The organism is Stenotrophomonas geniculata (assembly GCF_034508895.1).
GTDB classification, from domain to species: domain Bacteria; phylum Pseudomonadota; class Gammaproteobacteria; order Xanthomonadales; family Xanthomonadaceae; genus Stenotrophomonas; species Stenotrophomonas geniculata.
Genome location: NZ_CP140571.1, coordinates 3,529,214 through 3,541,663, shown reverse-complemented (window position 1 = coordinate 3,541,663; position 12,450 = coordinate 3,529,214). Strand labels below are relative to the sequence as shown.

The window sequence follows — 12,450 nt, the reverse complement described above, 5'->3', positions numbered from 1 at the left end:
GGCATTACCCATGCGTTCCCTGCTCGCCTGTTCTGCGTTGTTGCTGTTGCCGTTGTCGGCGCTGGCCGCCGATGCTCCGAACTGCAAGTTCACTGCTGCCCGCGCGCTGAAGCTGGACGTGGCCGGTGCCAAGACGGTGGTGTTCGAGGTCAACCAGCATGACCTGAAGGTGGTCGCCAGCGCTGGCGGCGGCCAGCTGGACGGCCGCGCCTGCGCGTCCAGCCAGGAATGGCTGGACCAGCTGGTACTGGACCAGCGCAAGGTGGGCGACAAGCTGGTGGTGAGCCTGCGCCGCGACGGCCGCCAAAGTGGCATCAGTCTGGGCAACAGCTACGCCTGGCTGGATATCCGCGGCAGCGTGCCGGACAACCTGCCGCTGCAGTTCAAGGTCGGCTCGGGCGATGCCAGCGTGGAAAACGCACAGTCCCTCAGCGTGGACGTCGGCTCAGGTGACGCGGTGGCCCGCGGCACCCACGGCAGCATCCACGCTGCAGTGGGTTCCGGCGACCTCAACATCGATGGCGGCAGTTCCTTGAATCTGCTGTCGCTGGGTTCCGGCGACGTCACCGTAAGCAACATCAGCGGCGACGCCAGCACCGGTACCGTCGGCTCCGGTGACCTGAAGATCACCGATGTACGTGGCAACGCGCGGCTGGACACGGTGGGCTCGGGTGACATCGAGTTCAAGCGCGTGCAGGGCAACGTTGAAGTGGGCGTGGTCGGCTCCGGCGGCGTCGACCTGGCCGACATCGGCGGCAATGTGCACGTCCGCAGCCACGGCTCGGGCGACATCCACGTCGACGGCGTGCGCGGCACCCTGACCGTCGATCACAGCGGCAGCGGTGACGTCGATCATCGCAACGTCAGCGGGCGGGTCACTCTGCCGCGCAGCAAGTAACCCTCTTCCAGACACTATCAGGGGAACACCATGAACCTGTTGCGCCTGTTGCCCGCTGTGCTGCTGTCCCTGCCGCTGATCGCCTGCGGCGGCACGTCGTCCGCGCCCGACAAGACCGTCGGCAAAAGCGTCGCCGAAGCCACAGGTGGCGTTGGCGAGACCGTCAGAAACGCCATGGACGATGCCCGCAAGGATATCGCCCAGGGCAACATCAAGATCTCGGCGGACAAGCAGCCGCGTGCGGAGATCACCCCGGATGGCCGCCTGCTGATCGCGGGCAAGGAGATCGCTGCCAACGATATCCAGCGCCGCCATCTGCAGGACTACCGCGGCCACGTGGTCGCCATCGCGATGGACGGCATGGATGTCGGTCTGGCAGGCGCCAAACTGGGTGCCAGCGCGGCCGGCGAAGCGCTGAAGGGCATTTTCAGCGGCGACAGCGAAGGTGTCGAAAAGCGCATCAATGCCGAAGCCGAGAAGATCGAAGCCCGGGCCAAGCGCATCTGCGACCGCCTTCCGGCGATGCTGGCCAGCCAGCAGGCGCTCGCACGCGAACTGCCGGCGTTCAAGCCCTACGCGACCATGGACCAGGGCGACGTGGACGACTGCGGCAAGGACACCGTGGTCCAGCGCTAGGCCTGTGACAGATCAGCGCACCCGGCCGGCAGCGGCGTCCGGCTGCCGGCCGTAGTGCGCCGTCCGGCTTACAATGGCGGCCCCGGACGCCCCCGAACCGAATGTCATGAAGAAGCTGTTTCTGCTGCTGACCGCCCTGCTCTGCCTCGGCCTAGTCGGCTGTGACCAGGAATACCGCAACCACCGTGCCGAGCGCGGCAAGCCCAAGATTTCCGTCAGCGAAGGCATGGTCACCGTGCGTCGCCCGCCAGCACCGAACATCATCATCCTCGCCGATGGCACGATGAAGATGGACGAGATCCAGATTCCGCTGGACGACGGACAGAAGCAGATGCTGCAGACCATGTTCGGCAAGCTGCAGGTGCTGCGCCAGAACACCCTGGTGGCCGCACCGGCCGATCCCAACATGCAGCCGGTGAAGATCCAGCCGCCCGAGGGCATGGAAGTGATTCCGACGGACCTGATCCAGCGCATCCCCGAGTTCAAGGATTACACCGACACCTTCGGCAACATCGTCGCCGACCGTCGCTGAAGAAAAACGCCGCCCGAGGGCGGCGTTTCCTTTTGTAGAGCCGGGCATGGGCTCGGCTCTACAGATTACAGAATCCGGATCAACCGCCGCCACCGCCACCGGCCTGGATGCCACCGGCCGTCAGCGCGGCCGGGTCCAGCAGACGACGCAGCTCGGCTTCGGCCAACCCGCTGTCCTCCAGTGCCACGTCCAGCACCGGGCGCTGTTCCTTGTAGGCACGCTTGGCAATCGCCGCAGCCTTCTCGTAGCCGATGATCGGATTCAGTGCGGTGACCAGGATCGGATTACGCGCCAGCGCCTCGGCCACGCGATCCTCACGCACCTTCAGCCCGGCGATCGCGCTGTCCGCCAACAGGGTCGACACGTTGGCGAGCAGGCCGATGCCATCGAGCAGGTTCACCGCGATCAGCGGCAGCGTGACGTTGAGCTGGAAGTTGCCGGTCTGGCCAGCCACGGTGATCGCGGTGTGGTGGCCGATGACCTGCGCACAGGCCATCACGGTCGCTTCCGGAATCACCGGATTGACCTTGCCCGGCATGATCGAGCTGCCCGGCTGCAGTGCCGGCAGTTCGATCTCGCCCAGCCCGGCCAACGGACCGGCGTTCATCCAGCGAAGGTCATTGGCGATCTTGATCAGCGCCACGGCCAGCGCATTGAGCTGGCCGGACAGCTCGACTGCATCGTCCTGCGCGGCCAGGCCTTCGAACTTGTTCTCGGCGCTGTCGAACTTGACACCGGTCTGCTGCTTCAGCGCCTTGGCCACTTGTGCACCAAAACGTGGGTCGGCGTTGATGCCGGTGCCGATGGCGGTGCCGCCCAGCGGCAGGCGACGCACGCGCTTCAGGCTGTCTTCGATGCGCTCCTGCGCCGAGGCCAGCTGTGCGGACCATGCGCCGAACTCCTGCTCGAAGGTGAGCGGCATCGCATCCATCAGGTGGGTACGGCCGGTCTTGACCACCTTGCGCAGGCTGCGGCCCTTCTTGTCCAGGGTCTTGCGCAGGTGCACCAGCGCCGGCAGCAGCTGCTCATGCGTCGCCAGTACCGCCGACACGCGCAGCGCGGTTGGAATCACGTCGTTGGAGCTCTGCCCCTGGTTGACGTGGTCATTGGGATGCACAGCGGCCTTGCCGGCCTTGCCGGCACGGTTGGCCAGGGTGGCGATGACCTCGTTGGCATTCATGTTCGAGGATGTACCCGAACCGGTCTGGTAGACGTCGATCGGGAAGTGCGCGTCCCAGTCGCCGGCAGCCACTTCGGCGGCGGCGGTCTGGATGGCCTTGGCCACATTCTTCGGCAGGTGGCCCAGCTCGGCGTTGACGCCCGCGGCGGCGCCCTTGACCAGGCCCAGGGCACGGATGAAACCGCGCGGCATGCGCTGGCCCGACACCGGGAAGTTCTGCACGGCACGCTGGGTCTGAGCGCCCCACAGGGCGTCCACAGGCACCTGCAGCTCGCCCATGCTGTCGTGTTCGATTCTGAAACCCTTGCTTGCAGCTTTGCTCATTGCATCAACTCCGCACTACTTCAGTTGGGGAAAGGGAAGCGGCGGCTGGCAGGGTGTCGCTTCCCGGGCTGGCGGCTGCGCCAACGATACTCCCTTGCCCGCAGCGTGGGATGACGAGCGCGGGCCAGATCGTTTCATCCGCAGGGCCGTGTTGTAGAACCGAACCTACGCTCGGCTGGCCCGTGGGCGCTGGATTACCCGGAGCAGCCGCGCGTGGGCTCGGCTCTACAGGGCACGCCTGCCCGGCACGTCGTAGAATATGGCCCCCGCCGCTCGTCCCAGCCCTGCCGACATGTCCGATTCCGCCCTGCTCGCCCTGTCCCCGCTCGATGGCCGCTATGCCGGCAAGGTCGATGCCCTGCGCCCGATCTTCTCCGAGTACGGCCTGATCAAGGCCCGCATCACGGTCGAAGTGGAGTGGCTGCTGGCCCTGGCCGCCGAGCCGGGCATCGTCGAGCTGGCCCCGTTCTCCGACGCCGCCGTCGCCCGCCTGCGCGCCCTGGCCGCCAGCTTCAGCCCGGCCCAGGCCGCGCGCGTGAAGGAAATCGAGCGCACCACCAACCATGACGTCAAGGCGGTGGAGTACTTCATCAAGGAACAGCTGAAGGACGACACCGAGCTGGCACCGGCGCTGGAATTCGTGCATTTCGCCTGCACCAGCGAAGACATCAACAATCTCAGCTACGGCCTGATGCTGGAGCAGGCCCGCCGCGAGGTGCTGCTGCCGACCCTGGACGGCATCGCCAACAGCCTGCGCAGCCTGGCCCACGCCCAGGCCGGCCAGCCGATGCTGTCGCGCACCCACGGCCAGACCGCCTCGCCGACCACCCTGGGCAAGGAACTGGCCAACGTGGTCGCGCGCCTGGAGCGCCAGCGCAGGCAGATCGCTGCCGTCGAGCTGACCGGCAAGATCAACGGCGCAGTAGGCAACTACAACGCGCACGTGGCCAGCTACCCGGACGTGGACTGGCCGGCCTTCGCCGAGCGCTTCGTGACCGGCCTGGGCCTGGTGTTCAACCCGTACACCACGCAGATCGAGCCGCACGACAACATCGCCGAGATCGGCGATGCCGCACGCCGCGCCAACATCATCCTGATCGACCTGGCCCGTGACATCTGGGGCTACGTTTCGCTGGGCTACTTCAAGCAGCGCCTGAAGGAAGGCGAAGTCGGCTCGTCGACGATGCCGCACAAGGTCAACCCGATCGATTTCGAGAATGCGGAAGGCAACTTCGGCATCGCCAACGCGCTGTTCGAGCACTTCAGCGCGAAGCTGCCGATCAGCCGCTGGCAGCGTGACCTGACCGATTCCACCGTGCTGCGTGCACTGGGCACCGCGTTCGGCCACAGCCAGGTGGCACTGGATTCGCTGGCCAAGGGCCTGGGCAAGCTGGAAGTGAACCCGCAGCGCCTGGACGCGGATCTGGACGCGGCCTGGGAAGTGCTGGCCGAAGCCGTGCAGACGGTGATGCGCCGCCATGGCCTGCCGAATCCGTACGAGCAGCTGAAGGCGCTGACCCGTGGCCAGGGCATCACCGCCGAGTCGATGCGTGCGTTCGTGCAGGGGCTGGAACTGCCGACGGATGCGAAGCAGCGCCTGCTGGAGATGACCCCGGGCAGCTACACCGGTCTGGCGGAATCGCTGGCGAAGAAGATCTAAGGTTTTCCTGCGGCGGCGGCCGCGGGCGCTGCCTGCGGCAGGCAACGGCAACAGCAACATAAACCTCAAGAGCGGCTCTGGATTGCTGCTAGCTGGGCGGGTCGGGACGGAATTTGAGAGGGACGCGGCTTCGCCGCGTCCCTCTTTGTCTTGGGATCGCTGTAGAGCCGAGCCCACGCTCGGCTGCCTTTCGCAATGGCAACGGCAAGCCGAGCGTGGGCTCGGCTCTACACGAGCAAGCGCAGCGCGCGACCCGCTTTTGCCTTTGATTTTCCTCTTCCATTCCGTGGCGGGCCGCGCAGGAAATTGTCAGGGGCCGGGCGGGTGGGCTGCGCGGGGGTGTCCGCCGCATGGATGCGGCGGCCAAGCTTACAGGGACGTACTTGCAGCGTCCCCCGCGCAGCCCACCCGCCCGGCCAAACCCGGCTTTTGCTTTCAGCGACCAACCCAGACCCGACACGAGGGGCTCCGCCGTTGGCCGGCACCCCGCGACAAACCACCGCACGTGCGCAATCCCAACGAACGTCGGACAATGGAGACCTTGGCGGCCCGCCGCGCCGCCCCTCCCGCTTTCCGCTGCAAGGATTCCCCCATGGCCGCCCGCAAGTCCTCCGCCCCCCTCATCGAAGTCACCGCCCGTCCCGGCCAGCCGCTGGGCATGGCGCCGGCCACCTTCCTGCGCGATTTCTGGCAGAAGCGCCCGCTGCTGATCCGTAACGCCTTCCCGGACTTCCAGACCCCGGTGCAGCCGGAAGACCTGGCCGGGCTGGCCTGCGAGGAAGGTGTACTGGCGCGCCTGATCGAGCACGACAAGGCCCAGGACGGCTGGCGCGTGCGCACTGGCCCATTCCAGGAAGACGTGTTCCCCGCCCTGCCCGACCACGACTGGACCCTGCTGGTGCAGGACGTGGACAAGTGGGACCCGGACGTGCGCGCCCTGATCGAGCACTTCAGCTTCCTGCCGCGCTGGCGCATGGATGACGTGATGATCAGCTTCGCCGCTACCGGTGGCTCGGTCGGCGCCCACGTCGACCAGTACGACGTATTCCTGCTGCAGGCCCACGGCCACCGCCGCTGGCAGATCGATGCCAGCGAATCGATCAAGGGCAAGCAGCCGCCGCTGGGCTTCCGCCCGGACGTGGAACTGAAGCTGCTGAAGGTGTTCAAGCCGACCCACGACTGGGTGCTGGCACCAGGCGACATGCTGTATCTGCCGCCGAACGTGCCGCACCACGGCGTGGCCGAAGACCCCTGCCTGACCTTCTCGTTCGGCATGCGTGCGCCGTCCTCGGCCGAGCTGATCAGCGACTATCTGGACACCCTGATCGCCGATGCCGACGAGAACATCCGCTACCAGGATGCCGACCTGAAGGTGCCGGCCGACCCGAACGAAATCGACACAGTGGCGATGGCGCGGGTGATCACCGCGCTCAATGCCATCCGCATGAACGACCCGGACAAGCTGGGCGACTGGTTCGGCCGCTTCATCACCACCTACCGTGCAGCGGGCGAAGTGATGGCCCACCAGGCCGCACCGGCACCGGAGGAAGTGGCCCAGGCGCTGGCCTCGGGCCTGCTGCTGCAGCGCCACCCGTGGGCGCGACTGGCCTGGCGCCGGGCCAAGCGTGGCGCCAGCCTGTATGTCAGCGGCCAGGACTTCGCGTTGCCGGTGAAGGACGCACAGCGCCTGGCCGGTGCCGAGCAGCTCGACGCCACCGCCTATCGCGGCCTGTCCGACAAAGGCCGCGCGGTGGTCCAGCAGCTGCTGGTCGGTGGCGTGTTCCAGTTGATCGATCCGAACGAGGTGTATGACGCCGAAGACGAGGACGACGGCGAAGACGCCGTGGTGCTCGGCGAAGTGGTCGAAGGCCGTGACCGCGTGGATGCGATAGACGCCGATGCGGTGTCCGACGATGTCCACTCCGTGACCGTGCACGACGACGGCATCGAGGTCATCGTCAACTTCGACGACGACGAGGAAGACGACAGCGACGCCGGCCGCGTCTGAGTCGCCGCCATGGTTCGGGTCCAGCAGGTCAGCCACGCCGACGCCCACGTCGCCATCCACGACGTGCGCCAATGCGTGTTCGTGCAGGAACAGGGCATCGCCGCCGAACTGGAACGCGATGCGCTGGACCCGGTCAGTGCCCATGTGCTGGCGCTGGACAGTGAAAACCAGCCGGTCGGCACCGGCCGACTGGCCCCGGACGGCCGCATCGGCCGCATGGCGGTGCTGGCCAGCCATCGCAGCCAGGGGGTCGGCGAGGCCCTGCTGGAGGCACTGGTCGAGGCCGGGCGCCGCCTCGGCCTGGCCGAACTGCACCTGCACGCCCAGCTGCCCGCCCGTGACTTCTATGCCCGCCAGGGCTTCCTGCCCGAGGGCGAGGTGTTCGAGGAGGCCGGCATCGGCCACCAGCAGATGCGTCGCCGGCTGGGCGCGGCCAGCGCCATCGACGGCCGCGCCGAGGCGGTGGCGATCACCACCGCCATCATCCACCGCGCCCGCCGCCAGCTGTGGCTGCACAGCCGCCAGCTGGACCCCGGCCTGCTTGACACACCGCCGGTGCAGGCCGCCCTGCGCCGCTTCGTCACCGCCCGCCACGACAAGCAGCTGCGGGTGATCGTGCACGATGCGGCTGCCGTTGCCTCTGCCGGGGCACCGCTGCTGGCGTTGGCCCAGCGCCTGCCAAGCGTGATCCAGTTCCGCGAGGTCACCGACCCGGTCGACCGTGCGTTGGCCTCGGCCTGCCTGCTCAACGATGCGGGCGACTTCTACTTTCGTCTGATCGGGCATCGCCTCGACGGCGAGGCCGGCATCGCGCTGCCGGCACGTTCGCAGCCGTTCGAGCAGCAATTGCAGCGTGTCTGGGACCGTTCGCGCGATTGCAGCGAACTGCGCGCGCTCGGCATCTGAGCGCGGGCCACCGCGCCAACCTGTCTGGAAGCGGCACCGGGGGACGCGCGATGCCTCTGGTGGTGCCCCTTCGTGTCCGGTTGGGGGTACAATTTGGCTGTTTGAACGCGCCCGTGCATGGCTATTCATCTTCGTGCCGGGTCCTTCTGAAGCCATACCCCACAAAGCGAATCAGCACCCTCCATCGTGGACAATCAACTGAAGCAGTTTGCGCAATCTTCGCAACTCGCCGGCGGCAACGCCTCCTATGTCGAGGACCTGTACGAGCAGTACCTGGTCTCCCCGGATAGTGTCGATCCCAAATGGAAAACCTACTTCGACGGCTTCAAGGGCCGCGAAGCAGGTGACATCCCGCACTCGGCTGTCATCTCCCACATCGCGGACGCGGCCAAGGATGCGCTGAAAGCCGGCACCGGCAGCGGTGCGGGCGACGAGCGTGAGCGCAATGTCGGTCGCCTGATCACCGCCTACCGCTCGCGTGGTCACTTGGACGCGCGCCTTGATCCGCTGGGGCTGGCCGCACCGGTCAACACCCCGGACCTGGGCCTCCCGTTCCACAGCCTGTCCGATGCCGACCTCAACAGCGAGTTCAGCACCGGCGGCGTCGGCGGCCAGCCGCGCATGAAGCTGCGCGACCTGCTTGCACGCCTGAAGGCGACCTACACCGGCTCGATCGGTGCGGAGTTCATGCACATCTCCGAGGTCGAGCAGCGCCAGTGGATCTACAAGAAGCTGGAAGCGGCCGGTGGCAACTACCAGCTGGACGCTGACACCCAGCGCCGCACCCTGGAGCGCCTGACCGCGGCTGAAGGCCTGGAGCGCTACCTGCACACCAAGTACGTCGGCCAGAAGCGCTTCTCGCTGGAAGGCGGCGACTCGCTGATCCCGATGATGGACACCATCATCCGCAGCGCCGGCAAGGATGGCGTCAAGGACGTGGTGATCGGCATGGCCCACCGCGGCCGCCTGAACGTGCTGGTCAACACCCTGGGCAAGAACCCGCGCAAGCTGTTCGACGAGTTCGAAGGCAAGTTCGAGCACGACGAGCACGCCTCGGCCGGTGACGTGAAGTACCACATGGGCTTCTCGGCCGACGTCGCCACCGAAGGCGGCCCGGTGCACCTGGCGCTGGCGTTCAACCCGTCGCACCTGGAAATCGCCGACCCGGTCGTGGCCGGTTCCGTGCGTTCACGCCAGGAGCGCCGCAAGGACACCGCCCGCAAGCAGGTCATGCCGATCCTGATCCACGGCGACGCGGCCTTCTCCGGCCAGGGCGTGGTCATGGAGCTGTTCCAGATGTCGCAGGCCCGCGGCTTCGCCGTCGGCGGCACCGTGCACATCGTGGTCAACAACCAGGTCGGCTTCACCACCTCCAACCCGCTGGATACGCGTTCCACGCGCTACGCCACCGACGTGGCGAAGATGATCGCCGCCCCGGTGCTGCACGTGAACGGCGATGATCCGGAAGCGGTGGTGTTCGCCGCGCAGCTGGCCTTCGAGTTCCGCCAGAAGTTTGCCAAGGACGTGGTCATCGACCTGATGTGCTACCGCCGTTGGGGTCACAACGAGGCCGACGAACCGGCGATCACCCAGCCGCTGATGTACCAGGTGATCCGCAAGCACGCCACCACCCGCGAGATGTACGCCGAGCAGTTGGAAAAGGCGGGCGTGATCGCCGCCGGCGCCGGCAAGGCGATGGTCGATGCCTACCGCGAGAAGCTGGACGCCGGTGAAGTGACCACCGAGCTGGCCAAGGTCGAGAAGACCCCGCCGACCAGCCCGCTGTTCGTCGATTGGCCGAAGCTGCTGGAAGGCAAGCTGTCCGATCCGATCTCGACCAAGGTCGAGAAGAACAAGCTGGTCGAGCTGGCCAAGCTGATCAACACCATTCCCGAAGACGTGCAGCTGCACTCGCGCGTGGCCAAGGTCTACGACGACCGCCGCAAGATGGCCGCCGGCGAGATCCCGGGCGACTGGGGCTTTGCCGAGAACCTGGCCTACGCCACCCTGCTCGATGAAGGCCATGCACTGCGCCTGGTCGGCCAGGACGTGGGCCGCGGTACGTTCACGCACCGCCACGCGATCCTGCACGACCAGAAGACCGACAACTACTACATGCCGCTGCGGCAGCTGGTGGATTCGCCGGAGAAGGCCACCGTCATCGATTCGCTGCTGAGCGAAGAAGCGGTGATGGCCTACGAGTACGGCTTCTCCACCACCGATCCGAACACGCTGTGCATCTGGGAAGGTCAGTTCGGCGACTTCGCCAACGGCGCCCAGGTGGTGATCGACCAGTTCATCGCCGCCGGTGAAGCCAAGTGGGGCCGTATTTCCGGCCTGACCCTGCTGCTGCCGCATGGCTATGAAGGGCAGGGCCCGGAACACAGCTCGGCGCGCCTGGAGCGCTTCCTGCAGCTGTGCGCGCTGGAGAACATGCTGGTTGTCGTGCCGTCGACCCCGGCGCAGGCCTTCCACATGCTGCGTCGCCAGCTGCACATGACCACCCGCAAGCCGCTGGTGGTGATGTCGCCGAAGTCACTGCTGCGCCACAAGCTGGCCGTGTCGACCCTGGACGAGCTGGCCAATGGCGAGTTCCAGCACCTGATCGGCGACGCCAGCGCGGACGCCAAGAAAGTCAAGCGCGTGGTGCTGTGCTCGGGCAAGGTCTACTACGACCTGCTGGAAGACCAGACCAAGCGTGGCCAGGACGACGTGGCGATCATCCGCGTGGAGCAGCTGTATCCGTTCCCACGTGCACTGCTGGCTGCCGAACTGAAGAAGTACGGCAAGGCCACCGACGTGGTGTGGACGCAGGAAGAACCGCAGAACCAGGGTGCGTGGTACCAGATCCGCCACCACCTGCAGTTCTGCCTGGCCGATGGCCAGAACCTGCACTACGCCGGTCGCGCACGTTCGGCTTCGCCGGCTGCCGGTCACATGGCTGACCACGTCCGCGAACAGCAGCAGCTGGTCGCCGACGCACTGGTCAACCCGTTCAACGACACGTTCGCTGAATAATCCTCCCCCTATTTAGAAGACAAACCAGGAAGCTCCCGCAATGGCCACCGAAGTCAAAGCCCCGGTACTGCCCGAATCCGTCGCCGACGGCACCATCGCCACCTGGCACAAGAAGGTGGGCGACGCCGTCAAGCGCGACGAAAACCTGCTTGACCTGGAAACCGACAAGGTCGTCCTGGAAGTGCCGTCGCCGGTCGACGGCGTGCTCAAGGAAATCAAGTTCAAGGAAGGCGATACCGTGACCTCCAGCCAGGTCGTGGCGATCATCGAAGAAGGCGCCGTGGCTGCTGCCCCGGCTCCGGCTGCTGAAGCCGCTCCGGCGGCTGCCGCTGCCCCGGCCGCCGCTGCTCCGGCCGCAGCCGCCGCTCCGGCCCCGGCTGCCAAGTCGGCCGCCGACGCCCTGCCGCCGGGCGCCCGCTTCACCGCCATCACCGAAGGCGTGAACCCGGCCGACGTCGACGGCACCGGCCGTCGCGGCGCGGTGACCAAGGAAGACATCGTCAACTTCGCCCGCAACGGCGGCGCCGGCAAGGCCGGTGGCGCACGTCCGGAAGAACGCGTGCCGATGACCCGCATCCGCAAGCGCATCGCCGAGCGCCTGATGGAGTCGAAGAACTCCACCGCCATGCTGACCACCTTCAACGAAGTCGACCTGTCCAAGGTCTCGGCGGCGCGCAAGGAACTGCAGGACGAGTTCGTCAAGGCACACGGCATCAAGCTGGGCTTCATGAGCTTCTTCGTGAAGGCCGCGGCCAATGCCCTGCAGCGCTTCCCGCTGGTCAACGCCTCGATCGACGGCGACGACATCATCTATCACGGCTACTCGGACATCTCGATCGCCGTGTCGACCGAGAAGGGCCTGGTCACGCCGGTGCTGCGCAACGTCGAGCGCATGTCGTTCGCCGACATCGAGAAGACCATCGCCGACTACGCCAAGAAGGCCCGTGACGGCAAGCTGAGCCTGGAAGAACTGCAGGGCGGCACCTTCACCGTGACCAACGGCGGCACCTTCGGTTCGCTGCTGTCGACCCCGATCATCAACCCGCCGCAGAGCGCCATCCTGGGCATGCACGCCATCAAGGAGCGTCCGATCGCCCAGAACGGCCAGGTCGTGATCGCGCCGATGATGTACCTGGCGCTGTCGTACGACCACCGCATCATCGACGGCAAGGATTCGGTGCAGTTCCTGGTGGACATCAAGAACCAGCTGGAAAACCCGGGCCGCATGCTGTTCGGCCTGTAAGACACCTCCCGCCCCTCCGCGCCTGCGCGGAGGGGTTCTGGTAAT

9 protein-coding genes are annotated in these 12,450 nt (G+C 66.7%); 8 read left to right on the top strand and 1 reads right to left on the bottom strand.

The features are described 5' to 3' along the window. Window positions 1–10: 10 nt before the first annotated feature. From RI032_RS16330 to RI032_RS16320, 3 genes are all read left to right on the top strand, one after another. Window positions 11–898, top strand: a complete 888-nt coding sequence (locus RI032_RS16330; RefSeq protein ID WP_322547318.1) for a GIN domain-containing protein — start codon at window positions 11–13, stop codon at window positions 896–898. A 30-nt stretch (window positions 899–928) separates the two neighbouring features. Next, complete coding sequence (locus tag RI032_RS16325; protein WP_322547317.1) at window positions 929–1,534, top strand: YggN family protein; 606 nt, start codon at window positions 929–931, stop codon at window positions 1,532–1,534. Between the two features lie 106 nt (window positions 1,535–1,640). After that, window positions 1,641–2,066 (top strand): hypothetical protein, encoded by a 426-nt coding sequence (locus RI032_RS16320; RefSeq protein ID WP_010480403.1) that lies wholly within the window; start codon window positions 1,641–1,643, stop codon window positions 2,064–2,066. A 79-nt stretch (window positions 2,067–2,145) separates the two neighbouring features. Here RI032_RS16320 and RI032_RS16315 read toward each other — a convergent pair whose 3' ends face one another. After that, entirely contained in the window at window positions 2,146–3,570 is a 1,425-nt protein-coding gene (locus tag RI032_RS16315) for a class II fumarate hydratase (protein ID WP_049412921.1), read from the bottom strand. A gap of 292 nt (window positions 3,571–3,862) precedes the next feature. On the opposite strand from RI032_RS16315, the gene purB reads away from it, so the two are divergent. The 5 genes from purB to sucB all read left to right on the top strand — a co-directional run bounded on the left by purB (window position 3,863) and on the right by sucB (window position 12,405). Next, window positions 3,863–5,230 (top strand): adenylosuccinate lyase, encoded by a 1,368-nt coding sequence (gene purB, locus RI032_RS16310; RefSeq protein WP_134958817.1) that lies wholly within the window; start codon window positions 3,863–3,865, stop codon window positions 5,228–5,230. Window positions 5,231–5,822: 592 nt separating this feature from the next. Beyond that, window positions 5,823–7,238 (top strand): ribosomal protein uL16 3-hydroxylase, encoded by a 1,416-nt coding sequence (locus RI032_RS16305; protein WP_197656608.1) that lies wholly within the window; start codon window positions 5,823–5,825, stop codon window positions 7,236–7,238. A 9-nt stretch (window positions 7,239–7,247) separates the two neighbouring features. After that, a complete protein-coding gene (locus RI032_RS16300) occupies window positions 7,248–8,144 on the top strand; it encodes a GNAT family N-acetyltransferase (RefSeq protein ID WP_057504171.1) in 897 nt (298 codons plus the stop codon). A 186-nt stretch (window positions 8,145–8,330) separates the two neighbouring features. Then, window positions 8,331–11,162 carry a 2-oxoglutarate dehydrogenase E1 component gene (locus tag RI032_RS16295; protein ID WP_043401613.1) on the top strand — a complete coding sequence of 944 codons (2,832 nt, stop codon included), beginning with the start codon at window positions 8,331–8,333 and terminating at the stop codon, window positions 11,160–11,162. Window positions 11,163–11,202: 40 nt separating this feature from the next. Continuing rightward, window positions 11,203–12,405: a dihydrolipoyllysine-residue succinyltransferase gene (gene sucB / locus RI032_RS16290; protein ID WP_049409293.1), complete on the top strand. Its 1,203-nt coding sequence runs from the start codon at window positions 11,203–11,205 to the stop codon at window positions 12,403–12,405. Window positions 12,406–12,450 lie beyond the last annotated feature (45 nt).